The organism is Sphingomonas sp. P2_B6 (genome assembly GCF_056404755.1).
Window position 1 is genome coordinate 126710 of the sequence record NZ_JBFUDK010000004.1, and the last position, 22877, is coordinate 149586.

21 protein-coding genes and 1 tRNA gene are annotated in these 22877 nt (G+C 65.2%); 10 read left to right on the forward strand and 12 right to left on the reverse strand.

The window, feature by feature from the left end:
- The first annotated feature begins 94 nt into the window (after nucleotides 1-94).
- The 7 genes from AC1DX5_RS07290 (at nucleotide 95) to AC1DX5_RS07320 (ending at nucleotide 9242) form a co-directional block, all read left to right on the forward strand.
- A complete protein-coding gene (locus AC1DX5_RS07290) occupies nucleotides 95-2485 on the forward strand; it encodes a TonB-dependent receptor (protein WP_478014694.1) in 2391 nt (796 codons plus the stop codon).
- Nucleotides 2485-3615, forward strand: coding sequence for an esterase-like activity of phytase family protein (locus tag AC1DX5_RS07295; RefSeq protein WP_478014695.1), 1131 nt, complete (start codon nucleotides 2485-2487; stop codon nucleotides 3613-3615). The genes AC1DX5_RS07290 and AC1DX5_RS07295 overlap by 1 nt, the downstream gene beginning before the upstream one ends.
- A 72-nt stretch (nucleotides 3616-3687) precedes the next feature.
- Nucleotides 3688-4689 carry a LacI family DNA-binding transcriptional regulator gene (locus AC1DX5_RS07300; protein WP_478014696.1) on the forward strand — a complete coding sequence of 334 codons (1002 nt, stop codon included), beginning with the start codon at nucleotides 3688-3690 and terminating at the stop codon, nucleotides 4687-4689.
- A gap of 135 nt (nucleotides 4690-4824) precedes the next feature.
- Nucleotides 4825-6855: an elongation factor G gene (locus AC1DX5_RS07305; RefSeq protein WP_478014697.1), complete on the forward strand. Its 2031-nt coding sequence runs from the start codon at nucleotides 4825-4827 to the stop codon at nucleotides 6853-6855.
- Between the two features lie 60 nt (nucleotides 6856-6915).
- The gene (locus AC1DX5_RS07310) at nucleotides 6916-8385 is read left to right on the forward strand and encodes an NCS1 family nucleobase:cation symporter-1 (protein WP_478014698.1); all 1470 of its coding nucleotides are present in this window, start codon (nucleotides 6916-6918) and stop codon (nucleotides 8383-8385) included.
- Between the two features lie 57 nt (nucleotides 8386-8442).
- Entirely contained in the window at nucleotides 8443-8910 is a 468-nt protein-coding gene (locus AC1DX5_RS07315; protein ID WP_478014699.1) for an SRPBCC family protein, read from the forward strand.
- Nucleotides 8907-9242 (forward strand): ArsR/SmtB family transcription factor, encoded by a 336-nt coding sequence (locus AC1DX5_RS07320; protein ID WP_478014700.1) that lies wholly within the window; start codon nucleotides 8907-8909, stop codon nucleotides 9240-9242. The genes AC1DX5_RS07315 and AC1DX5_RS07320 overlap by 4 nt, the downstream gene beginning before the upstream one ends.
- A gap of 273 nt (nucleotides 9243-9515) precedes the next feature.
- Here the strand turns inward: AC1DX5_RS07320 and AC1DX5_RS07325 are convergent, their stop codons facing one another.
- The 6 genes from AC1DX5_RS07325 to AC1DX5_RS07350 form a co-directional block, all read right to left on the reverse strand.
- Nucleotides 9516-10133 (reverse strand): DUF4240 domain-containing protein, encoded by a 618-nt coding sequence (locus tag AC1DX5_RS07325; RefSeq protein WP_478014701.1) that lies wholly within the window; start codon nucleotides 10131-10133, stop codon nucleotides 9516-9518.
- 3 nt (nucleotides 10134-10136) lie between these two features.
- Nucleotides 10137-10739, reverse strand: coding sequence for a GNAT family N-acetyltransferase (locus AC1DX5_RS07330; RefSeq protein ID WP_478014702.1), 603 nt, complete (start codon nucleotides 10737-10739; stop codon nucleotides 10137-10139).
- 203 nt (nucleotides 10740-10942) lie between these two features.
- Nucleotides 10943-12211, reverse strand: a complete 1269-nt coding sequence (gene clpX / locus AC1DX5_RS07335; RefSeq protein WP_372854985.1) for an ATP-dependent Clp protease ATP-binding subunit ClpX — start codon at nucleotides 12209-12211, stop codon at nucleotides 10943-10945.
- A gap of 154 nt (nucleotides 12212-12365) precedes the next feature.
- On the reverse strand, nucleotides 12366-13946 hold the full coding sequence (locus AC1DX5_RS07340; RefSeq protein ID WP_478014703.1) for a hypothetical protein: 1581 nt from the start codon (nucleotides 13944-13946) through the stop codon (nucleotides 12366-12368).
- Entirely contained in the window at nucleotides 13946-14647 is a 702-nt protein-coding gene (clpP, locus tag AC1DX5_RS07345; RefSeq protein ID WP_465173628.1) for an ATP-dependent Clp endopeptidase proteolytic subunit ClpP, read from the reverse strand. Before clpP ends, AC1DX5_RS07340 begins: the two co-directional genes overlap by 1 nt.
- A gap of 62 nt (nucleotides 14648-14709) precedes the next feature.
- Entirely contained in the window at nucleotides 14710-15663 is a 954-nt protein-coding gene (locus tag AC1DX5_RS07350) for a glycosyltransferase (protein WP_465173629.1), read from the reverse strand.
- Nucleotides 15664-15768: 105 nt separating this feature from the next.
- Here AC1DX5_RS07350 and AC1DX5_RS07355 point away from each other — a divergent pair, with 105 nt between their 5' ends.
- A complete protein-coding gene (locus tag AC1DX5_RS07355) occupies nucleotides 15769-16362 on the forward strand; it encodes a DUF4328 domain-containing protein (protein ID WP_465173630.1) in 594 nt (197 codons plus the stop codon).
- Nucleotides 16363-16419: 57 nt separating this feature from the next.
- Here AC1DX5_RS07355 and tig read toward each other — a convergent pair whose 3' ends face one another.
- Both tig and AC1DX5_RS07365 read right to left on the reverse strand, forming a co-directional pair.
- Complete coding sequence (gene tig / locus AC1DX5_RS07360) at nucleotides 16420-18060, reverse strand: trigger factor (protein ID WP_478014704.1); 1641 nt, start codon at nucleotides 18058-18060, stop codon at nucleotides 16420-16422.
- Nucleotides 18061-18138: 78 nt separating this feature from the next.
- Nucleotides 18139-18223, reverse strand: a tRNA-Leu gene (locus tag AC1DX5_RS07365).
- 95 nt (nucleotides 18224-18318) lie between these two features.
- Here AC1DX5_RS07365 and AC1DX5_RS07370 point away from each other — a divergent pair.
- Both AC1DX5_RS07370 and AC1DX5_RS07375 read left to right on the forward strand, forming a co-directional pair.
- Nucleotides 18319-18495, forward strand: a complete 177-nt coding sequence (locus tag AC1DX5_RS07370) for a hypothetical protein (RefSeq protein ID WP_478014705.1) — start codon at nucleotides 18319-18321, stop codon at nucleotides 18493-18495.
- Between the two features lie 12 nt (nucleotides 18496-18507).
- The gene (locus AC1DX5_RS07375) at nucleotides 18508-18714 is read left to right on the forward strand and encodes a hypothetical protein (protein WP_465173633.1); all 207 of its coding nucleotides are present in this window, start codon (nucleotides 18508-18510) and stop codon (nucleotides 18712-18714) included.
- 6 nt (nucleotides 18715-18720) lie between these two features.
- Here the strand turns inward: AC1DX5_RS07375 and AC1DX5_RS07380 are convergent, their stop codons facing one another.
- The 4 genes from AC1DX5_RS07380 to gatB form a co-directional block, all read right to left on the reverse strand.
- Entirely contained in the window at nucleotides 18721-19329 is a 609-nt protein-coding gene (locus AC1DX5_RS07380) for a hypothetical protein (RefSeq protein WP_465176900.1), read from the reverse strand.
- Nucleotides 19330-19339: 10 nt separating this feature from the next.
- Nucleotides 19340-20521, reverse strand: a complete 1182-nt coding sequence (locus AC1DX5_RS07385) for a M48 family metalloprotease (protein ID WP_478014706.1) — start codon at nucleotides 20519-20521, stop codon at nucleotides 19340-19342.
- Nucleotides 20522-21265, reverse strand: coding sequence for a hypothetical protein (locus AC1DX5_RS07390; RefSeq protein WP_478014707.1), 744 nt, complete (start codon nucleotides 21263-21265; stop codon nucleotides 20522-20524). It lies immediately after the preceding gene.
- A 119-nt stretch (nucleotides 21266-21384) separates the two neighbouring features.
- Nucleotides 21385-22857: an Asp-tRNA(Asn)/Glu-tRNA(Gln) amidotransferase subunit GatB gene (gatB, locus tag AC1DX5_RS07395; protein ID WP_478014708.1), complete on the reverse strand. Its 1473-nt coding sequence runs from the start codon at nucleotides 22855-22857 to the stop codon at nucleotides 21385-21387.
- Nucleotides 22858-22877: the final 20 nt, after the last annotated feature.

The window sequence follows — 22877 nt, forward strand, 5'->3', positions numbered from 1 at the left end:
CGACGGCCGTCCCATTTTTAGTGAAACGTTTCACTAAATAGTCACATCACCATGCGAGAGGCGCCCCATCAGACCTTCAGGGGGAACGCCGACCATGCCCGATCTATTCCTTTCCGCTCCGCTCTCGCCCCGCCGCCTGTTGCTTGGCGTGACGCTGGCCGCGCTCGCCGCCGGGCAGGCGCAGGCGCAGGCGCAGGACGCGACGTCTCCGCCCGTGCCGGCCGCCAGGGAACAGGACGACATCGTCGTGACCGCGGCGCGTGTGGGCGCCGGCGAAAGTCGCGCCGTGCTGGTGCTCGGGCGCGACGATATCGACGGCCGTCCGTTCGGCGCCGACATCACCCAGAGCCTCAACAAGATCCCCGGCGTCCAGGCGACGACCGGCGATGCGCGCGGCGGCAGCTTCTCGTTCGAATTCGCCATGCGCGGGCTTAACAAGGAACAGGTCGGCTTCACCCTCGACGGCATTCCCACGGGCGACGCGCGTTTCAACGGTGGCTCGCCGCCCCAGCGCTTCATCGAAACGAGCAATATCCGCCGCATCACCGTATCGCAGAGCGCCGGCGATCTCGGCGCGCCCTCGCGCTTCGCGCTGGGCGGCTTTGTCGACTTCACCACCGACGATCCGTCGCTGCGCCCAAGCGCCGCGTTCGAGGCGGGCTATGGGTCCTATGATTTCTGGCGCAGCTATTTCCGCGTCGATACCGGCGAGATCGCGCCCGGCCTGTCCGCCTATGCCAGCTATTCCAATCAGGCGAACGATGTCTGGACCGGCCCGGCCAACCGCCATTCGCACCGCGAGCATGCCGAATTCAAGGCCGTGAAGACCTTCGAGGGCGGATCCTTCATCAAGGCGCGCGTGAGCTGGAACGACCAGCAGGATAATGATTTCAACATCATCTCGCTCGCCGAATTCCGTGCCGCTCCACGCTCGGACCAGGCCACCGACAGGCTGAGCGGCATTCCGGCGATCGACGTCAACTATGGCGGCGCACTTGGCGGCACGCGCCAGGATCTGCTCGCTTATGCCAATATGGGGCTTCAGGTCAGCGACAAGGTGCTGCTGACGGTCAATCCCTATTACCAGACATTGCGCGGTGAATCCTTCCGCTATCAGGATCGTGCCCGCGCCCTTGCCAGCGGCGATCCCTATGCGGTGACCGGCTATAATGCGAGCGGCGGCGCGATCCGCCCGGCGCTCACGACCCTGCGCAACAGCAACGTCGTGGGCGGGCCCGCCGACATGCGGGTCACGCCGCGTGATCGCGACCGCTATGGCGCCACTGCCGAACTCCGCCTCGACGATCTGATCGCCGGCAACCGCGTCCGCGTTGGCGGCTGGTGGGAAGGCGGCGAGTCGAGCGAGGAGCGGCGATTTTATCGCCTGATCGATCCCGCTTCGGGCATCACCTATGACCGCAGCGCGCTCAACTATGTCGAATATCGGCGCTGGACGAGCATCGAGACGACGATGCTCTACGCCCAGGATTCGGTTGCGCTGGTGCCGGGCCTGCTGCGCGTCGAACTGGGCGCCAACTGGATCAACGTGAAATACAAGGCGCGCTCGCCGCTCGAATACAAGGCCGAGCTCGACTTTTCGCAGCATTCGGACATCAACCCGAAGGTTGGCTTCACCCTGACCCCGATACGCGGAATCGAGGTCTATGGCGGTTATGCCCGGAACTTCGCCGGCATTCCCGAGGATGCGTTCCTCGGTTCCACCGCCGTGATCAGTCCAGGCGCGCTCGACCCGATCCAGTCGGAGAATATCGATCTCGGGGTGCGCTACACGACGGATCGCCTCGCGCTCTCGCTTCAGGCCTATTCCGTCGATCTCGCCAACAATATCGGCATCGTCCCCAACGATCCCGGCGCGACTGAGCCGGACGAGATCATCCGCGGGAATGTCGCGACTCGCGCCGCCAACATCGCCGGGCAGCGCACGCGCGGCATCGAAGCGACCGCGCTGGGCAATTTCGGCCCGGTCGATTTCTATACGAGCTATTCCTACCAGGACGCCAGGCACGACGATTTGCCGGTCGGTTCTCCCCAACGAGCGGCGCTTGCCGCAGTGGGCGTGATCGCGGGCGAGCGGGTGCGCAATATCCCGCGCCACAGTGCCTATGGCGAGATCGGCGTGACGCCGATCGAAGGCGCGCGCATCCAGGCCAATCTGCGATATGTCGGCGATCGCGTCGGCGGACACCTGGTGGCCGCGACGACCTTTCGCGAAGTCGGCGTGGAGACCATCCCGAGCTATGCCGTGGCAGGCGCCGGCGCGAGCTACACGCTGCGCGATACAGGGCCGTTCCGCGCGGTCACGCTGCAGTTCAACGTCGATAACCTGTTCGACAAGGCGTATATCGGATCGGTTTCCAGCTCCACCGCGACCCAGCCCGAATTCAGCCTGCCGGCGATCACGCTCGACCGCTATTTCCTCGGCGCGCCACGCACCTATACGCTGTCGTTCCGCGTCAAGTTCTGATGGGACGCCTCGCGTGCTGCGCCGCCTTGCCGGCAATGGCCCTGCTGGTCCTGGCCACGCAGGGAGGCGCGCAGGAGTGCCCGGCGGCGCTGGCGGCGGCCGCCGTCCGGCTGGTCGATACGATCGAGCTCGACCCGCATCGTTTCGACACGGGTTTCGGGGGTATCTCGGGGGTCGATTATGACGCCCGGCGGCGGCGCTGGCTGCTGCTGAGCGACGACCGTTCCGATCATGCGCCCGCTCGCTTCTACACGGCACGGCTCGCCCGCGCCGCGCATGGCCACTGGCGCGTGACCGATCGAGAGAGCGTGGCGCTGAGGGATGCACGGGGCGCGGTCTTTCCGTCGGCGGGGCAAGGGCGCGAAGCCGTCGATCCGGAGGCAGTCCGGGTCGCCCCCGATGGCCGCCGGCTGATCTGGTCGAGCGAAGGCGATATCAACCATGGTTATGGCCCCGTGATACGCTGGATGGACCGACAGGGGCGAACACAGGGCCAGGCGGCATTGCCGGCCAACCTCGCGCCCGACCCGACCGGGCGATCCGGGCCGCGCGACAATCGGACGATCGAGGGCCTGGACTTCACCCCGGACGGTGCCCTGTGGCTCGCCATGGAGGCACCGCTGATCGAGGATGGCCTGCCCGCCGGGGACGGTCGCAGCGCGCTGGTTCGCTTCATCAGGCTGGAGGCGGGCGCACCGAGGCGGCAATTCGCCTATCGCCTCGATGCGGTTCCGCCTCGCGCAACGGGCAAGGATGCGGACAATGGCATTTCCGAGATCCTCGCGCTCAACGATCGGCGCATGCTGGTGCTCGAACGCTCGGGCGCGCCCGTCGGCGGCGGGCGTTACCGTTTCCATTGCCGGCTCTATCTCGCGGACTTCACGGTCGCGACGGACGTCGCGGCGGTCGCGCGCCTCGAACGGGCGGCGATCACGGTCGCGGCCAAGCGACTGCTGATCGACTTCGACGATCTTCCCGGCGATATGGGCAATCTGGAAGGCATGGCCTGGTGGCCTTCGCCGAGGCGCGACCGGATCGTGCTGGTCAACGACAACAATTTCGTCGAGGATGCGCCGACGCGGCTGATAATTCTCGCGCTCAACCCCGCGCTGCCGGCACCGGCGCCCTGACCAGCGTGACGGTTGCTGGTGGCGGCATGCGACCCTATGCCGGTCGGCAGCTTCCCGAGTGCGCCCCATCCCATGCCTGACGTTCCTTCCAGCCGGCGACCGACGCTCAAGGACCTGGCCCGCGAAGCCGGGGTCTCGCTGGCAAGCGCTTCCTACGCCGTCAACGGCAACGGATCGGTCGGCGAGCAAACCCGCGCGCACATTCTCGCGGTGGCGCAGCGCATCGGCTATCGCCAGAACGTCGCCGCGCGGGCGATGAAGACGGGCCGATCGGGCACCCTGGCGCTGTTGCTGCCCGACCTGGCGAATCCGTTCTTCCCGGCACTGGCGCAAGCCATGTTCCGTGCGGCGCGGAGCCGTGGCCATGCAATGTTCCTGATCGATACCGAGGGCAATGAAGCGCTCGAACATGCTGCGCTCGCCAAGGCGACCGACCTGGGCGTGGACGGCCTGGTCTGGTTCCCGATCCGCGACAAGGATACGTCGCAAGGCGTGCTCGCGCATACCCCGACGGTCGTTCTCGATCGGACGCTGCCCGGCTATGCCACGGTCGGAGTCGACTATCTCGGTGCCGGCCGGATCGCCGCCCGGCATTTGCTCGACGCCGGGCATCGCCGGATCGGGATCATCTCGGGCCCGACCGACATCGCCAGCATGCGTGACCGCTGCGACGGCGCGGAGGCGCTGATCCGCGCCGAGGGCATGCTCGCCTTTCGGGTGCGCAATGCCTTTTCGGTCGACCTGGAGCCCGAGGCGCGCGCGGCGATCACGACGGGGCGCGCCACCGCCGTCTTCGCGGCCGCCGACGTCATCGCGATCGGCGCGCTGCGCCATGCGCAGGCAAGCGGCTTGCGTGTTCCGGAAGACCTTTCCGTCCTCGGCTTCGACGATATCCCGCTCGCGGAACAGAGCCTCCCATCGCTTTCGACGATCGAGTTGCCGGTCGAGGAAATGGCGGAACGCGCGCTCTCCATGCTGGTCGAACGGATCCCCGCGCCGCGGCCGCATGATGCGGAGATCTTCATGATCGGGACCGGTCTCGTGCCTCGGGCGTCGGTCGCGTTCCTGACATAGGGCGGAATGCATTGCCGCCGGATCGGCGACTGAAATCCCGCCCCGCTCTTGCGTTCCGGGCGCTATAGGCAGACCGTCGTGACTCCCGACGACCGCCCTTCGCCACGAAAGGCCGGCAGGACGAGGAGAGCGTGAGTGGACGAGATCCGCAGAGGCGCGAGAGCGATCGCGCTTGTTGGCCCCGCCGGCGCGGGCAAGACCAGCCTTGGCGAAGCCCTGTTGTTCGCCGCCGGCGCCGTCCCGAGGCTGGGCGCGGTCGATGCCGGCAGCTGTGTCGGCGATGCCAGCCCCGAGGCGCGGGCAAGGGGCGGATCGACCGAACTCAACCTGCTGCGCTTCGACTGGATGGGCGACCGCTATCTGATCGCCGATGCGCCCGGCTCTCCCGCCTTCGCGACCGACATGGAGATGGCGCTGGCCGCCGCCGATCTGGCGCTGGTGGTGATCGATCCCGATCCGGCGCGGGCGCCGTTGATCGAGCCCACGCTGCGGCGGCTGGAAGCGATCGGCATCCCGCACGCGCTGTTCGTCAACAAGATCGACCAGGCGCGGGGCAGCATCGAGGATTTGCTGACCGCACTGCAGCCGATGAGCGCCGCCGCGCTGGTCGCGCGCCAGATCCCGATCCGCGCCGGCGAGCGCACCGCCGGGTTCGTCGATCTCGCGCTCGAACGCGCCTATCATTACCAACCGGGCAAACGCTCCGAGCAGGTCCCCCTCGCCGCGCATCTCAGGCAGGATGAGGCGGCGGCGCGTTTCCATATGCTCGAGCAGCTTGCCGATCATGACGATGTGCTGCTCGAACAGCTGCTATCGGACGAGGTGCCGAGCCTCGAGACGATCTTTGGCGACCTGGCGCGGGAGACCGCCGCGGGGCTGGTCGTGCCGGTGCTGTTCGGTTCGGCGCTCAACGGCTTCGGCATCCGCCGGTTGCTCAAGATGCTGCGCCACGACACGCCGACCGCCGCGCGGACCGCGGAGCGGATCGGCATCGCCGGTCCGGCGGTGCAGGTGCTCAAGATCTCGCACGGCAGCACGATCGGCCGACTGGCGATCGCGCGGGTGTTCGGCGGGCCGCTGAGCGAAGGCGCCGAACTGGTCGGGGGCGATGGCGAGGCGATGCGTGCGGGCGCGCTGTTCGCGCTTCAGGGTGGCGCGGCGACGCGGATCCAGCGCGCCGAGCCGGGCGAGATCGTCGGCATCGCCAAGGCCGATGCGGCGAGGGCCGGCGACCTGATCGGTATCGCCGCGCGTCCCGGGGCGGTAGCCGCCGCCTCCCCGGTGGCGACCGCGAACCATGCGCTGGCCATCGCGGTCAAGGATCACAAGGACGAGGTCCGCCTGTCCACGTCGCTGAACAAGCTGGCCGAGGAAGATCCCGGGCTGCGCTGGGGCCAGGACGAGGGATCGCGCGAGACGCTGCTGCGAGGAATCAACGACGAGCATCTCGCGGTCGCGCTCGACCGGCTGAAGCGGCGCTACGGCGTGGCGATCTCGGCGCGGCCGCCCGCGGTTGCCTATCGCGAGACCATCAGGAAAGCCGCCAGCCAGCGCGGCCGGCACAAAAAACAGTCGGGCGGGCATGGCCAATATGGCGATGTGGTGATCGAGATCGCGCCGCTGGAGCGCGGACAGGGTTTCCGCTTCGACGACCGCATCACCGGCGGCGCGATCCCACGGCAATGGATCCCCGCGGTCGAGCAGGGCGTGCGCGATGCGATGGCGAAAGGACCGCTCGGCGTCGAGGTGGTGGATGTCGCGGTCGCGCTGGTCGACGGGTCGTTCCATGCGGTCGACAGCTCCGAGTTGGCGTTCCGCACCGCGGGGCGGATCGCCATGGCGGAAGCGCTCGCCGCCGCGTCGCCCTATCTGCTCGAACCGATCGCGCAGGTGACGATTCACGCGCCGGGCAGCGCCAGCTCGCGCATCACCTCGGCGGTCGCCAGCCGGCGCGGACAGATGCTCGGCATGACGCCGCTGGCGGGCTGGTCGCGCTGGGACGTAATCGAGGTGCTGCTGCCCGATGCCGAGCTGCACGATCTCGATGCCGAACTCCGATCGCTGAGCCAGGGCATGGCGCGCTACACGGCGCATTTCGACCACCTGGCCCCGGTCGCGGGCAAGGTCGCCGAGGACATCGTGCAGCGGATCCAGCAACCGGCCTGATCCTTCCCGCTCTTGCGCCGCTGCGCGAATTGCGGCCAACTCCCCGACGGGGGAACGCACATGACCGATCACGCCACGGATTCGCTCTGGAACCGCGATCTCGCGCCGACGGACGCGACGCAGCGAACCTGGCGCTGGTATCATTTCGCGGCCCTTTGGATCGGCATGATCGTCGCGGTGCCCAGCTGGATGCTCGCCTCCGGCCTGATCGAGCAAGGCATGTCGGCGGGCCAGGCCGCGCTGACCGTACTGCTCGGCAATGTCGTGGTGCTCGTCCCCCTGCTGCTGATCGGCCATGCCGGCGCGCGTTACGGCATCCCCTATGCGGTGCTGGCGCGGGCGTCGTTTGGCACCAGGGGCGCCCGCCTGCCCGCGGTGGCGCGAGCGCTGGTCGCGTGCGGCTGGTTCGGCATCCAGACCTGGATCGGCGGCGAGGCGCTGCTGACCCTGCTCGGCGTGTTCGTCGGGCAGAGCCTGAAGGGGCCGGTCGTGCCCGTGCTCGACATCGGCGTCGGGCAGATGCTGTCCTTCGCGACCTTCTGGGCGCTGCAGCTGTTCTTCGTCAGCAAGGGGCTGACGACGATCCGGCGGCTCGAGACCTGGACCGCCCCGATCAAGATCCTGGTGTGCGTCGCGCTCGTCTGGTGGGCGGTGGACAAGGCCGGCGGACTCGGTCCGATCTTCGCCAGCCCCTCCGCCTTCGTGCCCGGCGGCGCGCGCGACGGGCAGTTCTGGCTGGTGTTCTGGCCATCGCTCACCGCGATGGTCGGCTTCTGGGGGACGCTCGCGCTCAACATCCCCGACTTCACCCGCTTCGCGAAGAGCCAGCGCGACCAGATGATCGGCCAGTCGATCGGCCTGCCGCCGGGCATGGGGCTGATCGCGCTGGCCAGCGTCATCACCACCTCGGCGACGGTGGTGATTTACGGCCATGCGATCTGGGACCCGGTCGCGCTGTCGGGCACGCTGGCCGGGCCGCTGGTGCTGCTCGGGCTGATCGTCATCGCGATCGACACCATCTCGTGCAACATCGCCGCGAACCTGGTGTGCGCCGCCTATGATTTCTCGTCGCTCGCGCCTGGGAAGATCTCCTATCGCACGGGAGGTCTCATTACCGCAGTGATTGGCGTGCTGATCATGCCGTGGAAGCTGCTCGCGACGACCGGCGGCTACATCTTCGTCTGGCTGACCGGGTACAGCGCGCTGCTCGGCCCGATCGCCGGCATCCTGATCGCCGATTACTGGCTGATCCGGCGGACCCGGCTCGATATCGACGACCTGTACCGCGAGGGCGGACGCTATGCCTATGCCGGCGGGTGGAACGGCCGCGCCCTCATCGCCTTCGCGGCGGGCGTGCTGCCCAATCTGCCGGGTTTCCTCGCGACCGTGGTGCCGGGAACGTTCGGCTGGCTCGGCGGCTTCTGGACCGGGCTTTATGCATATGCCTGGTTCACCGGGCTGTTCCTGGCGCTCGGGACCTATGCAATGCTGATGCGCCATGCACGAACCAATAGTGAAGTGATGACTTGACTGTTACGCGAGCTTCGCCATAGTGAAGCCATCACTTCACTATGGAGTCGTGACATCATGGACACATTGCCCGTCCTTCCCAGCACCTTCGTGATCGAGCGCAGCTATTCTGTTCCCAGGGAGCGCGTGTTCGCCGCGCTCAGCCAGGAAAATCGGAAGCGCCGCTGGTACGCCGATCGCGAAGGCGCCATATTCGAGATGGACTTCCGCGTTGGCGGCCGCTCCGTCTCCCGCTCGCGCATGGGCCCCGATACGCCGTTCGAGGGCGTGGAACTCGCCAACGAGGAATATTTCCACAACATCGTCCCCGACCAGCGCATCGTCAGCGCCGCCACCATGACGATCGGCGGCAAGCCCATCTCGGTCGCGCTACTGACGATCGAACTCGTCGCGACCGACAGCGGCACCGACCTGATCTGCACGCATCAGGCCGTGTTCCTCGAAGGCGCGGACGGCCCCGAGATGCGCGAGCATGGGTGGAACGCCTTGTTCGACCGGCTTGGGGCGATATTGCCGGAGGCGTGACGATTCCCGACACCAAGCCGGCGGCCAGTGTCGAGCGCGTGCTGCGCGCGCTTGCCGACCCGTCGCGACTGGCGATCGTCGAGCGGCTGACCGCGGGGCCCTTGTCCGTCTCCACCTTGGCTGCTCCGCTCGGCATCACCCTGACCGCGGTGGCTCAGCATCTCCAGGTGCTCGAGGAATGCGGGCTGGTCCGCACCGAGAAGGTCGGGCGCGTGCGGAGCTGCCAGCTGGTGCCCGGCGGCTTCTCGATCCTCGAACAATGGATCCGCGATCGACGTTCACCGGTGGAGCGGCGGCTGGACCGGCTCGGCGACTTCCTGGCGGAGTCCTGATTCGCTCCAACAATGCCCCTGTTCGGGCGATGTTTTTTTCTTCCGCTGTTATGTTGGAGTTTCGGCTCGATTTTCCGGAGCCGGATCAACTGCTTGCGCTGCGTTTTCCCTGTTACGCAGTAACAGCGGATAACAGACGACAAAACGCGCTGTTCTTTCCGCTGATCGGCGGCTGGAATCGTCCAACATTTCACCATGTGAAAGAGCGGGGCGGATGCTTGCAGCATTCTGCCCAGCTCGTTGCTGCAATGGTCGAGGATAAAGTTGAATCGATCAATCCGAGCCGAACCGCGCCCATAGTTTCGGATAGCGCTTTTTGAGGGCTGCAGGGTCCTCGGTGAACGGTGTGCCCGACGGGTCCGAGCTGTACGTCTGAGCCTTGCGCGGCATCGCCTCGGCGCTGCGGCCGGTCTTGTTCGCCCAGGCCTCGTCGGCGACATAGCGGAATTCCTCGAATTCGAATTCGCCGTCATGATCGTCCGGTATGATGTCGGCGAGGGAGTCCGGGTCCGCGCTGACCTTTTCGAACGCGGTCTTGCCTCGCGAAATCAGCCAGCGGCGGAAATATTCAAAGCCGTCATCGGACATGCCGCCTTCCACGACGAAGCCGGCGCCCCATAGGTCCCAGCGATAGGATCGGCGCATCAGTTCGTCGAAGATGTCGGCGAAGGCCTCGATCTCCTGCGGCGTCAGGCGGTCGAGCGCCGCGCGCAAAGCAGTCGCCTGGCTCTGCGGATCCGGCTCATTGCGCGCCGATTCGCTGACGATCTGCCAGAATCGTGCTTCGTTCATCTCGCTGGGCCTTCTTTCCTGCTGGGCATTGGCCGGCGGTGCGGAGAGCATGGCAGTAACCGACGAGAGAGCGAGGGCAAGGATGGCGAGTGCTCGCATGGATCAATCCGCCGGCCGCATCATCGACCAGAAGCGCGGGCCGCCTTTGGGCACGGCCCATTCGCCGATCACGTCAAAGCCGAGTCCGCGATAGAAGCCGATATATTTCTCACTCGGTGTCTCGAGATAGGCCGGCAATCCGCTGTCCGCGACACGTTCCAATCCCAATCGGATCGTGGCGCCGCCAAGGCCCTTGCCTTGCGATGCGGGATCGCAACCGGCGATGTGGAGATACCAATAGTCACCGGCGGGAAAATGCGCGTCGATCGCGTTGGACACCGCCAGCGCCCGGCCCAGTGCGGTGCCGAACAAGGTCAATAGCGGCAAGGCCTGGAGCAGCAGATCGAGCAGGGTCGTCCGATTGTGGCCGGGCGCGCGCCACAGGGTCGCAGCCTCACCACCCGTAGTGACGAGACGCATGCCGTGCGCGTCCTCGTCGAAAAGCAGGGCGAACATGCGGGGCAACCGTCTGGCGCGCTCCGCAGGGTCGGGGAAGATGAAGCTGGTGGCGGGGTCGTCGGCGAAGGCGCGGGCGAGCATGGCCGCGATGGCGGTGCGGTCGCTGGCGGCGGCGACTCGGATAGTTGGGTTGGCGTGTTCAGGCATGCCGTTATGAGGCGCCTATACCCTTCTCCCCTTGTGGGAGAAGGTGGCGCGAAGCGCCGGATGAGGGGGAGTGAGGTTCAAAACCGCAACTACGCGTGTCCCCCTCACCCTTCCCATCGCAAGAGCGATGGGCCCCTTCCCTCTCCCACAAGGGGAGAGGGAGAAGAAGACAGGCATCGCGATTTGAGATGCCTGCCTCGTTATCAAGCGGCGCCGGCGCCCGCCTTGTCCTTCTTGGCATAGACGCGGATCGGTTCCTTGCGGCCTTCGATCACGTCCTTGTCGATCATCACCTCATCGACCCCGTCCATTCCCGGCAGGTCGAACATGGTGTCGAGCAGGATGCCCTCGAGGATCGAACGCAGCCCGCGCGCACCGGTCTTGCGGTCGATCGCCTTTCTGGCGACCTGGACCAGCGCGTCGTCGGTGAAGCCGAGCTTCACTTCCTCCATGTCGAACAGCTTCTGGTACTGTTTGACCAGGGCGTTCTTCGGCTCGGTAAGGATCGTCACCAGCGCCGGCACGTCGAGATCCTCGAGCGTGGCGATCACCGGCAGACGGCCGACGAATTCGGGGATCAGGCCGAACTTCAGCAGATCCTCGGGCTCGACCGACTTCAGGGTCTCACCGGTGCGGCGCTCCTCAGGCGAAGCGACATAGGCGCCGAACCCGATCGACTTGCCCTGCAGGCGATCGCCGATGATCTTTTCGAGGCCGCTGAACGCGCCGCCGCAGATGAACAGGATGTTCGTCGTGTCGACCTGCAGGAATTCCTGCTGCGGATGCTTGCGGCCGCCCTGGGGCGGGACGGAGGCCGTGGTGCCCTCCATCAGCTTGAGCAGCGCCTGCTGCACGCCCTCACCCGACACGTCGCGCGTGATCGAGGGATTCTCGGCCTTGCGGCTGATCTTGTCGATCTCGTCGATGTASACGATGCCGCGCTGSGCSCGCTCGACATTRTAGTCGGAGGCCTGGAGCAGCTTCAGGATGATGTTCTCGACATCCTCGCCGACATAGCCCGCCTCGGTCAGCGTGGTGGCATCGGCCATGGTGAAGGGCACATCGAGGATTCGCGCGAGCGTCTGGGCGAGCAAGGTCTTGCCGCAGCCGGTCGGCCCGACGAGCAGGATGTTCGACTTGGCAAGCTCGACATCCGCGCCCTTCTGGCCGTGGTTGAGGCGCTTGTAGTGATTGTGCACGGCGACCGAGAGGACTCGCTTGGCGCGCTTCTGCCCGATGACATAGTCGTCGAGCACGTCGCAGATCTCCTGCGGCGTGGGCACGCCCCCGTCCTTCTTGGAGACGAGCGCGGACTTGGTTTCCTCGCGAATGATGTCGTTGCAGAGCTCGACACACTCATCGCAGATGAACACGGTAGGCCCGGCAATCAGCTTGCGTACCTCGTGCTGCGACTTGCCACAGAACGAGCAATACAGCGTGCTCTTCGAGTCGCCACCGCTGAGCTTCGTCATAAACCAGATACCTTCATTCGATTACGCAAACCCGTCGCAGCCGCGAGGGCGTTCAAGCCGCTTTCACTATCGTCCGGCGAAACAGCCTAATGATAGTTCCGCGCCGACGATAGCCAATATGTTCACGCAGGAAACAGGAAACAACCCATTGCGATCAGCGCAGGGGCTTCTCTGACGCATCCGACGGCCACAGGTCCTTCGGCAATGTCCTCGCCACGCGATCGAACGCGGCGTGCACGTCGGGGCGTGCACGCAGTAAATTCCAGTCGGCAGACCATATCGAGGGAGGCCCGAGCCGGAAGACGCCGTCCGGCTGAAGCCAGGCGATCGCATCGGGCTGCTGCTCCGGATCAGCGAGCATCGAGATGATCAGCGCCGCCGCCTTGTCCGGCTCGCCGATACAGAACAGGCCCTCGATGGTGCTGATCGGGGCATCGCGCCCATGGGCCTCTAGCTGGGCGATGATGTCGGACTGGTCGATCCCAGGGCGCAGCGCCCGATCGGAACATATCTTCCCGCGGCGCAGAAACTGCCGCGCTGCCGGAGTGGCCGATGTTTCCGCCAATGGAATCACCTGGTCCAACAGGGGGGCAGCCGTCGTGAAGCGGCCCGTTCGAACGAGCATGTCCACCCGCGTGATCATCGCATTGATGATCCAGAAATTGCGCGCGACATCCCGGTTGGTGACCGAGGCGAAACGCGCATCCGATTCGGCCTGGCGATTGCGGATATACAATGAATAGGCGTGATCGACGACGACCCAGCTATCCGCCTCGTTCAACGACTGCAGCGCTTCCGGCGTGGCGCCGAAACTGACGCCGATGGCATCGGCATTGTCGAATTGGCCCGCGGAGAAATACGCGTCGAGCACGCTCCGTTGGGCTTCCGGATCGTCGGGCGACTGCGCCAGCACAGCCTTGGTCTCCGCGATGTTCGCGGCTTCGGCCGCGCGCATATGCGGCCCGACACGCGTCGAGAGTGCCGGCCATAACGGTGCAAACCGGCGATCGGTCAGGAGAAAGGTGAGCGCATCCCGATCATGCACATCGGCGACCAGTGCGATCGCACGATCGACCTGCCCCCTGGCGATGGCGACACCCGCCGCCGTCCGCTGGAACGCGGTACGAATATCCATCGAGGTGGCAGAAAATCCATGTTCCGCCAGGAACAGCGTTGCGTCGTCCGCCTCCCTGGCCAGCCCGCCACGGCGGATACGCCCGACAAGCGTAGACGTATAGCCAGCATCCAGCAGGCCGATCTTGTCGGGGAATTGCGTGATGAACCGGCTCAGGACTTCCGATCCGAGTTGCGGGCTGATCATGTGCCCGAGCAGGCCAACTGCGAACGCCGCTTGCTCCGGATCATCGGGCGCCGCCGTTTCCAGGCGCGCAAGCGAATCGCGCAAGCCTGCGGTATCGTTCCCCCAGGAAAACGTGATCGCCCTCAGTCTCAGCAGGCCGATCACGGCGTCGCGATCTAGCGATGGCGTGGCTAGCGCCCTGGCGATTCTGTCGCGCGCCAGGTTTGCATCCTTGTGCGCTATAGCGTCGTCGATGGCATCGAGCGTCGCCTGATCAGGCGTCTTGCCGAGCGCTCGGTCGTCAGTCTGCTCGACTAGCCGGTCGTCACTCTGCGCGCCGCCCGAATGACGCGCCATCGCCCCGGCAACCGAAGAACCCGTCGCCAGCGCCAGGGCGAACATCGCCACGACGCCGGCGACATGGCCGGTCCGCATCAGGATGCGGGCAGAATCGGGGTAGCGCTATCGTCCGCAATCGCCGGACGCTTGTCGAACACCTCGTCGATCAGGCCGAATTCCTTGGCCTCATCCGCCGACAGGAACTTGTCGCGATCCATCGCGCGCTCGATCTCGCCGATCGGCTTGCCGGTGTAATGCGCATAGAGCTCATTCATCCGGTGCCGGATACGCAGGATCTCGCGTGCCTGGATCTCGATGTCGCTGGCCATGCCCTGCGCACCGCCCGAAGGCTGATGGATCATGATGCGCGCGTTGGTGAGCGCGACACGCATGCCCGGCTCGCCGGCGGCCAGAAGGAAGCTGCCCATCGAGGCGGCCTGGCCCATGCAGACCGTGCCGACGCGCGGCCGGATATACTGCATGGTATCATGGATCGCCATGCCCGCCGTGACGACGCCACCCGGCGAGTTGATGTACATGAAGATATCCTTCTTGGGGTTCTCCGACTCCAGGAAGAGAAGCTGGGCGCTGATCACCGAGGCCATATGGTCTTCGACGCCGCCGGTCACGAAGATGATCCGCTCGCGCAGCAGCCGCGAATAGATGTCGAAGCTGCGCTCGCCGCGGTTCGACTGTTCGATCACGATCGGAACCAGGCCAGCCTGCGGCGCCTGGGTGGTGAAACCATTGGAAGTGAGCGGGCGCATGAAGTCGCCGGTCTCGAACGGGTTATGCATAGTGTGCCTTTGAATCCTTATGCCCCAGTAGATGCCTTACATCGGCGCTGGCGGAAACGAGTTCAACCCCCGTACCCGCCGCTCCGCCGATCCTCACCGCCCGGCGCGCGGTGCCCCAGATAGGCGAGGCGCCGAACCTCGCGCCGGCCGCGCACCACCGTATCGAGGATCAGCCCCGTGAACAGGTTGAGCGAGGCGAGGATCACCAGCCCGGTCACGAGGATCGCGGTGGGGAAGCGCGGCACGAGATGCGTATGCATATAGGTGATGATCAGCGGAATCGCGAGGATTACCGCCAGCCCCGCCAGCAGCGCGCCGATGCTGCCGAAGAACAGCACCGGCCGCTCGATCCGGTAGAGCTGGACGATCGTGCGCAGGATGCGGAACCCGTCGCCATAGGTGCTGAGCTTCGATTCGGAGCCTTCGGGCCGCGCGAAATAGGGCGTCTCGATCTCGGCGACCGGCATTTTCAGTTCGAGCGCGTGCACGCTGATCTCGGTCTCGATCTCGAAACCGGCGGACAGCACGGGAAAGCTCTTCACGAAGCGGCGCGAAAAGGCGCGGTAGCCCGACAGGATATCGGTGAAGCTGCGCCCGAACAGCCGCGCGAGCATGCCGGTGAGCAGCGCATTGCCCATCTTGTGACCACGCCGGTACGCCGCATCCGCCTGCGTAACGCGGGCGCCCACGACCATGTCGAGCTGTTCCTCGAGCACGCGGGCCACCAGTGCCGGCGCCGAGGCCGCATCATAGGTCGCGTCGCCGTCGGCCATTACATAGATGTCGGCATCCACGTCAGCGAACATCCGCCTGACGACATTGCCCTTGCCCTGGATGCGTTCGGTGCGGACGATCGCCCCCGCGGCGCGCGCCACCTCGACCGTGCGATCCCGGCTGTTATTGTCATAGACGTAGATGGTCGCGTCGGGCAGCGCGGCGCGGAAACCGGCCACCGTCTGCGCGATGGCGGCTTCCTCATTGTAGCAGGGCAGCAGGACAGCAATGCGGGACGTCATGCCGCAGCCATAGGGACGAATTCGTCCGGGTTCGACCATTTTGTCGTTTGACGATCTCCCCCGGGCACCGGATGATCGCCACCGGGAGCATCGGGGGGAATATCAATGGAAATTCGGGACCTGCGGCCGCTGACGGCGGTCGTTGCGGCCATGGTGGTGATCGACGCCCTGTGGACTCCGGTCGTGTTGCTCTGGGCGTATCTGCTGCCGGGAAGTTTCCAGGCGCTGATCATGCCGATCGCCACGGAAGTCGATATGTCCGCGCTCGTCTTCAAGATCGTCACGATGATCGTGTTCGCTTTCTGGATCTATCGGGCAGGACGCAACCTGATCGCAGCGAATATCGACGATCTCGAGTTCACGCCGGCCTCGCGGATCTGGTGGTTCGCCGTGCCGATCGCCAGCCTGTTCAAGCCGTTCCAGGGCATGCGCGAATTGTGGAACGCCAGTCGCGGTGTGGTGCCGTACGATACCAATGACAGCCTCGTCGCCGGCTGGTGGGCGGCGTGGCTGGTGACCAACCTCTCGGGGTGGTTTCTCGCCGCCTCTACTCGGGAAGGGGGCGACAACACCATCATTCTTGGCGTGAGCAGCGTGATCGATATCGCCCTGGCCGTCCCCGCGATCCTGTTGATTCGCGGCATCACGCAGGGTCAGCGCGGGCTCGACGGATCCAATCTGGAAGAAGTCTTCGCCTGAGAGGTCTTAAAGGTTGCGGGACGTCGCCGCATCTCGCGGCGACGCCCCACAGATAGATCAGGCCTTCTTGGCGGGCGCCTTCTTGGCCGCCGGCTTCTTGGCCGGTGCGGCGTCCTCGGCCGGGGCCTCTTCCGCCGCCGGCTTGGCCGCCTTCTTGGCAGCCGGCTTCTTCACCGGCTCTTCGGCCGCTTCGGGAGCAGGCTCGGCCTTTTTGGCGGCAGCCTTCTTCGCGGGCTTGGCTTCCTCGGCGGGGGCCTCGTCTGCTGCCTCGTCGGGAGCGGCCTTCTTCGCGGCAGCCTTCTTCTTCGGCTTGTGATCATGATCATGGTCGTGGTCATGATCGTGATGATGCGTGCCGCTGGCGAAGCCGTCCTCGGACTCGATCGCCTCTTCCAGCTCTTCGCGCGTCACTTCGCGGTCGCTGATGTCGGCCTTTTCGAACAGCCAGTCGACGACCTTGTCCTCATAGAGCGGGGCGCGCAGCTGAGCGGCGGCCATCGGCTCCGAGCGGACATATTCGATGAAGCGGGTGCGGTCCTCGGGGCCATATTGCGACGCGGCCTGCGCGATCAGGCGGTTCATTTCCTGCTGGCTGACCTCGACGCCGTTCGCCTGGCCGATCTCCGACAGGAGCAGACCGAGGCGCACCCGGCGCTCGGCGATGGCGCGATAATCGTCGCGCTCGGATTCCATCTCGGCGATCGCGGCTTCCGGATCGGCCTCGTGCGTGGCCTCATGCTCGAGCTGCTGCCAGATCTGGGCGAACTCGGCCTCGACCATCGACGGCGGAACCGGGAAATCATGGCCCTCGGCGAGCTGATCGAGCAGCTTGCGCTTCATGTGCGTGCGGGTGAGCTGATTCAGCTCCTGCTCGATCTGGCCCTTGAGCAGCTCCTTGAGCTGATCCAGGTCCTTCAGGCCGAGCGAGACGGCGAGCTCGTCATCGATCTTGGTCTCGCCGGCGGTCTTCACCGCAGTGATCTTCAGGTCGAAGGTCGCTGCCTTGTCGGCCAGGTCCTTGGCCTGATAATCGGCGGGGAAGGTCACGTTGATCTGGCGCTCGTCGCCGGTCTTCACGCCGACGACCTGATCCTCGAAGCCAGGGATCAGACGGCCCGAGCCAAGCTCGACCGACATGTCGGTGCCGGTGCCGCCGTCGAAGGCGACGCCGTCGACCTTGCCGACGAAGTCCATGACGACCAGGTCGCCCTCTTTCGCCTTGTAAGTCGGCTTGGCATCGTCCCAGCGCTTCTGCTGGTCAGCGAACTTCTGGAGCTGCGTCTGGAGCGCCGCATCGTCGGCGGGCACGGTCAGCCGCTCGAGCTTCAGATGGTCGATCGACGGGGTCGGGACGTCCGGGAGCACTTCGAGCTCGACCTTGACCTCGGCGTCCTGGCCGAGCTCATAGCCTTCATCGAGGCTGACCGCAGGCTGAGTCGCGGGGCGCAGCTTCTGCTCGGTGAGGAGGGTCTGGACGCCTTCCTGGATCGAGGTGTTGAGCGCGTCCTGCAGCAGCGCGGGGCCGTGCATCTTGCGGACCAGATTGGCAGGCACCTTGCCGGGGCGGAAGCCGGGCATGCGCACCTGGGGCGCGACACGCTTCAGTTCGGCATCGACCTTCGAATCGATGTCCTTCGCCGTGATCTTCAGCGTGTAGGCGCGCTTCAGGCCCTCGTTCAACGTCTCGACAGTCTGCATTTCAACACTTGCCTTTTTTAGCTCTGGGCCTTTTCAGGGGATCTGGGTCGCGGCACCCCTCGCCCAGCGCGACGAGACTGGTGCGGGCGAAGGGACTCGAACCCCCACATCTTGCGATACCTGGACCTAAACCAGGCGCGTCTACCAGTTCCGCCACGCCCGCATGGGACACCGCCGGTCGGCGGCGTCTATAGCAACTCGCACGGGCGTAGCAACCCGGCGCGGTGCAAGCGCGTTATGTAGTCGAGGAGAATGCCAATGGCCACTACCCCGCCACAAGAATTGCCGCCCGAGCCGAGCCAGCCGGCGCAGCCCGAGGCACCGCCGCCCGAGGTTGGGCCCAATGCCCCCGACATCGACGTGCCCGCGCCGCAGCCGGACAGCGATCCGGGCTTTACGCCCGGCCAGCCGGTCGGCGCCACCGATTACCGTTGAGAGGATGATCCCATGACCGATCGAGACCCGCACCCCGACAGCCCGCCCGAGGCGGACAATGACAACCGCAGCGACATCGAGCAGATCGTCGATGCCCGCAAGGACGCGGTCGAACGCGGCGAGGGCGGACGCGAGCCGGACGCCTTCACCTCGTCCGGCATTCCGGATGGCATCGGCGGCACCGGCGGCGTGACGAAGAACCAGGACGACACGCAGTAGAGCGCCTCAGCGACTTCCGCCCGCCATCGTCGCTTTGGCGAGGATGGCGCGATAGGCGGGCAAGTCGCGCTCATAATAGAATACGTCCGGGGCTTCGAACGTGATCATGTACAGTTTCCCGCCGACGATCGCGGCCGAAGCCTCGCCCTTGCGTCGCACTTCCTCGTTCAGCCGGCTGAACGTGAACGAAAAATGGATCCCCTTCTGGCCGAGGAAGGTGACGGGTTCGACAGAATCGATCTTCATCAGCTGCGTGCTGAGCGCGATGCTGTAGCTGTTCTCGAACAAGACCGGCAAATCGGTGAGCAGCATGGTCGAGGAGAAGCGCGGCAAGGGCTTTGCACGCTTGTCCACCTCGCGGAAGAGCGTGCGGTCATTCTCGATGCCGCCATAGAAGGTCACGTCGTTGAGGCCGTCGCCGTCGAGCGTCCAGGTTTCCGAATTTCTTCCAGGACGGGCACCCATCTTGTTCCATTCACGATCCGGCGTGATGGTGAGGAGGGATTTCGCGACGGCCACACTGGTGCCCTGGGCAACCAGCTTGTTGCCGGCGAGCGCGGGTGCGGTCGAGAATAGCGCCGACGCAACCACTGCCGACAGGATCTTGTGCCTCATGTCATCATTCTCACTGTAGAAGGGTAGAAATCATCGCTCGATCCGGAGCGTCAGGTTTCATGTCGAGATATTTCCTCAACGTCTCGGCGCCTGCGGGGTCGCGACTTCGCAGCTGCGCCAGCCCCATGCCGCGATATGCCTCGGCATTCGCGGGATCCTGCTGAAGCGCATCGCGGTAGAATCCTATCGCCGACACCAGGTCGCGCGGATTTCCGCGGGCGCGATAAAGCTCGCCGCGAGAAAACAGCAGATCCGCCGTCCATTGCGACCCCGCCAATTCTCCGATGAGATAGTCGGTTCCTTCGAAGTCGTTCAGCTTGAGCTGGTCCGCAAGGAATTCCCGACGCCAGACGGCCGTCGCACCGCGGAAGCGCACCACATCGTCCTCTCCCGCCTTGCCCGTCGCCAGCGCAATTTCCCGCAAATAGGTGGCGCGTTCCAGCGTCGTGGGATGCGTGGCGAAGAAGGCGACTCGATCATATCGCGTGCTGCGCTGCTTGCGGCCGCGGGCCGTGGCATCCGCTTCGTCCATTAAGCGGTCCCAGATATCGGCAAAGCAGCGCGGGTCGTAGGCTGACGCCTTCAAATAGGCCATCGACAGGAGATCGGCCTCACGTTCCTGATCCCGGTTGTTGGCCAGCACCGCCCCATAGGCAGCGATCTGGATCGATTGATACGCGCGTACGCCGCTATACGTGGTTGCTGCGGCAGCGCCGACGCCGGCCCACGCTATGATATCCCCCGCCGTTCGCTGTCGCTTGAAGCTGATCAGGCTGTGCCGCAGCTCGAAATGGGCGAACTCATGGCCAAGAACAGCGGCCAGTTCCGCCTCGTCACGGACGCGCAACAAGAGCCCCGTGTTGACGATAAGCGTCCCGTTCGGCGCCATCGTCGCGTTGAAATCAGCGTCGCGCACGACATAGATGCGCGCACTTTCGCACCTGTCGCTGCCGACGGTGCGACAGACGACATCGCGCAGATATTTATTGAGCCCCGGATCATTGATGACCGCCTTGGAATCGCGCAGGTCCCGCTCGGCCTCGTCGGCGAGCATCCAGACGCCGCGCTCATCCACGCTCTGGGGCTGATAGGCTCCGGTATAGGGCGGCAAGGTCGGTATGGTGTCTTTGGCATATGCCGGGCACACCCCGAGAAAACAGGTTGCCGCCAGAAAAAGGCGAAGAACTCGCACTTATTTTGCCGCGACCGCAAGCTGCGGCGCGCTACCCGGGAAATCTTCCAGAAGCTGGGCCACGCGCTTTTGCGCGCCTTCCGGCGTCCGTACGTCACCACCCATCGCCAGATCGGCATTCAGCCAGACGAGGTCACCGGTCCGCAGATCGACGAGCCCGGCAAAGCCCTTATGCTCACCCGATTTCACCGAAACATAGGCCATCGCGGCGAAAAGCTGCAAAATCTTGCGGCCGGTAGAGCCATATTGGTCTTCAGTATAAATGAAGAGCGCGTAATCCGCACCGGTGTCCCTGGCTATTTCAGCAACGCCCGGCCCCATAGTCCATTCGAAGGACCCTTTCCGCTTCTTCGTGGGAAGTCGGTTCCCCGGGAAAAACTGATAGTTGATGACTGAATCGGCCAGCACCGAAAACAGGGATTGATAGTCTGCCATGGTCTCGGCTTGCCGGCCGATCGGTTCTTCGGCGCGGATTACGGCGTTGCCGAGTTTACCTTGAGCAACGTCCAGCGCGGCCCCGAGATTTTCCTTGGCCTGAGCGGTCCAGTCCGCATTGGGTTCGAACATGCCGCCAGTAGACTGGGCGCCAACCTTGATGGTTGGACGTATCAGAAGGATTTTGGCGGATTTTTCCTTGAGAACGAAGCCCTCCTTCGTTCCCGACTTTTCCTGCGCCTGTGCCGAAGGCATTCCTACGGCACACAACAACACGGCCAAGGCGGCCGCCACTACACCACGCAACATTGCATCCCCCCGGTGCCGCATTCTTCCCCGAAGTGCGGCTACCGGTATTTTTCATATCGCTCAGGGCGACGCAAGGCGGTATTTGCGCCTGACTTCCTCCACAATGGTGGAAAGTATCGCTATCCCAGCGCTTTCTTCAGCAGATCATTGACCACGCCGGGATTGGCCTTGCCGCCCATCGCCTTCATCGTCTGGCCTACGAAGAAGCCGAACAATTTATCCTTGCCCGAGCGATATTCGGCGACCTTGTCCTCGTTCGCGGCCATCACTTCGGCGATGACCTTCTCGATCGCGCCGGTGTCGCTGGTCTGTTTGAGGCCGCGTTCCTCGACGATCGCGCCGGCGCCCTGCCCCGTCTCCAGCATGATCTCGAACACCTGCTTGGCGAGCGTGCCCGACAGGGTGCCGTCAGCGACCAGGCCCAGCAGCTCGCCGGCCTGGGCCGGGCTGACCGGCGACTCCTCGATGTCCTTGCCGATGCGGTTGAGCGCGCCGAACAACTCCGACGTCACCCAGTTCGCCGCGGCGACCGGCTTCGCACCCGTCTCCAGCAAGGCGTCGAACCAGCGTGCCGCCTCGACCTCCGCCGTCAGCACGGCAGCGGCATAAGGCGTGATGCCCAGCGCTTCGTAGCGGCGGCGCTTGGCGTCGGGCAGCTCGGGCAGGCTCGCACGGCATTCCTCGAGGAAGGCGTCGTCGAGTTCGAGCGGCAACAGGTCGGGATCGGGGAAGTAGCGGTAATCGTGCGCATCCTCCTTGGAGCGCATCGACCGGGTCACATTCTTGTCGGGGTCGTAAAGCCGCGTTTCCTGGACGATGCGTTCGCCAGCCTCCAGCGCGGTGACCTGGCGGAGCGCTTCCTGCTCGACCACGGCCATGACGAAGCGGACCGAGTTGACGTTCTTCGTCTCGGTGCGGGTGCCGAGCGGATCGCCGGGCTTGCGCACGCTGACGTTCACGTCGGCGCGCATCGAGCCTTCTTCCATATTGCCGTCGCACGAGCCGACATAACGCAGGATCGAGCGGAGCTTGCGCAGATAGGCCCCGGCCTCGGCTGGCGAGGTCATGTCCGGGCGGCTGACGATCTCCATCAGCGCCACGCCAGACCGGTTGAGGTCGACATAGCTCTGGGTCGGATGCTGATCGTGCATCAGCTTGCCTGCATCCTGCTCGACATGGATGCGCTCGACCCCGATGCGCTTGGTCGCGTCGTCCGGGTTCTTGTCGTCGAGGCTGATATGGATCGCGCCCTCGCCCACCAGCGGATGGTAGAGCTGGCTGATCTGATAACCCTGCGGCAGATCGGCGTAGAAGTAGTTCTTGCGGTCGAAGCGCGACCATTTGTTGATCTGCGCGTCGATCGCCATGCCGGTGCGCACCGCCTGGCGAATGCATTCCCGGTTGGGCACGGGCAGCATGCCGGGCATCGCGGCATCGACCAGCGACACCTGGGTGTTGGGCTCGGCACCGAACGCCGTCGCCGCGCCCGAGAAGAGCTTGGCGTTGGAGGTCACCTGGGCATGGACTTCGAGGCCGACCACGACCTCCCAATCGCCGGTGGCGCCACGGATGCGGTATGCGGCTTCAGTCATTTCATTCGCTTTCGTCCTGG

Bases quoted from the DNA above. Each gene is read 5' to 3' on its own strand.
- AC1DX5_RS07290 (WP_478014694.1), top strand. From the start codon at position 95: ATGCCCGATCTATTCCTTTCCGCTCCGCTCTCGCCCCGCCGCCTGTTG.
- AC1DX5_RS07295 (WP_478014695.1), top strand. From the start codon at position 2,485: ATGGGACGCCTCGCGTGCTGCGCCGCCTTGCCGGCAATGGCCCTGCTG.
- AC1DX5_RS07300 (WP_478014696.1), top strand. From the start codon at position 3,688: ATGCCTGACGTTCCTTCCAGCCGGCGACCGACGCTCAAGGACCTGGCC.
- AC1DX5_RS07310 (WP_478014698.1), top strand. From the start codon at position 6,916: ATGACCGATCACGCCACGGATTCGCTCTGGAACCGCGATCTCGCGCCG.
- AC1DX5_RS07315 (WP_478014699.1), top strand. From the start codon at position 8,443: ATGGACACATTGCCCGTCCTTCCCAGCACCTTCGTGATCGAGCGCAGC.
- AC1DX5_RS07325 (WP_478014701.1), bottom strand. From the start codon at position 10,133: ATGCGAGCACTCGCCATCCTTGCCCTCGCTCTCTCGTCGGTTACTGCC.
- AC1DX5_RS07330 (WP_478014702.1), bottom strand. From the start codon at position 10,739: ATGCCTGAACACGCCAACCCAACTATCCGAGTCGCCGCCGCCAGCGAC.
- AC1DX5_RS07340 (WP_478014703.1), bottom strand. From the start codon at position 13,946: ATGCGGACCGGCCATGTCGCCGGCGTCGTGGCGATGTTCGCCCTGGCG.
- clpP (WP_465173628.1), bottom strand. From the start codon at position 14,647: ATGCATAACCCGTTCGAGACCGGCGACTTCATGCGCCCGCTCACTTCC.
- AC1DX5_RS07350 (WP_465173629.1), bottom strand. From the start codon at position 15,663: ATGACGTCCCGCATTGCTGTCCTGCTGCCCTGCTACAATGAGGAAGCC.
- AC1DX5_RS07355 (WP_465173630.1), top strand. From the start codon at position 15,769: ATGGAAATTCGGGACCTGCGGCCGCTGACGGCGGTCGTTGCGGCCATG.
- tig (WP_478014704.1), bottom strand. From the start codon at position 18,060: ATGCAGACTGTCGAGACGTTGAACGAGGGCCTGAAGCGCGCCTACACG.
- AC1DX5_RS07370 (WP_478014705.1), top strand. From the start codon at position 18,319: ATGGCCACTACCCCGCCACAAGAATTGCCGCCCGAGCCGAGCCAGCCG.
- AC1DX5_RS07375 (WP_465173633.1), top strand. From the start codon at position 18,508: ATGACCGATCGAGACCCGCACCCCGACAGCCCGCCCGAGGCGGACAAT.
- AC1DX5_RS07380 (WP_465176900.1), bottom strand. From the start codon at position 19,329: ATGAGGCACAAGATCCTGTCGGCAGTGGTTGCGTCGGCGCTATTCTCG.
- AC1DX5_RS07390 (WP_478014707.1), bottom strand. From the start codon at position 21,265: ATGTTGCGTGGTGTAGTGGCGGCCGCCTTGGCCGTGTTGTTGTGTGCC.
- gatB (WP_478014708.1), bottom strand. From the start codon at position 22,857: ATGACTGAAGCCGCATACCGCATCCGTGGCGCCACCGGCGATTGGGAG.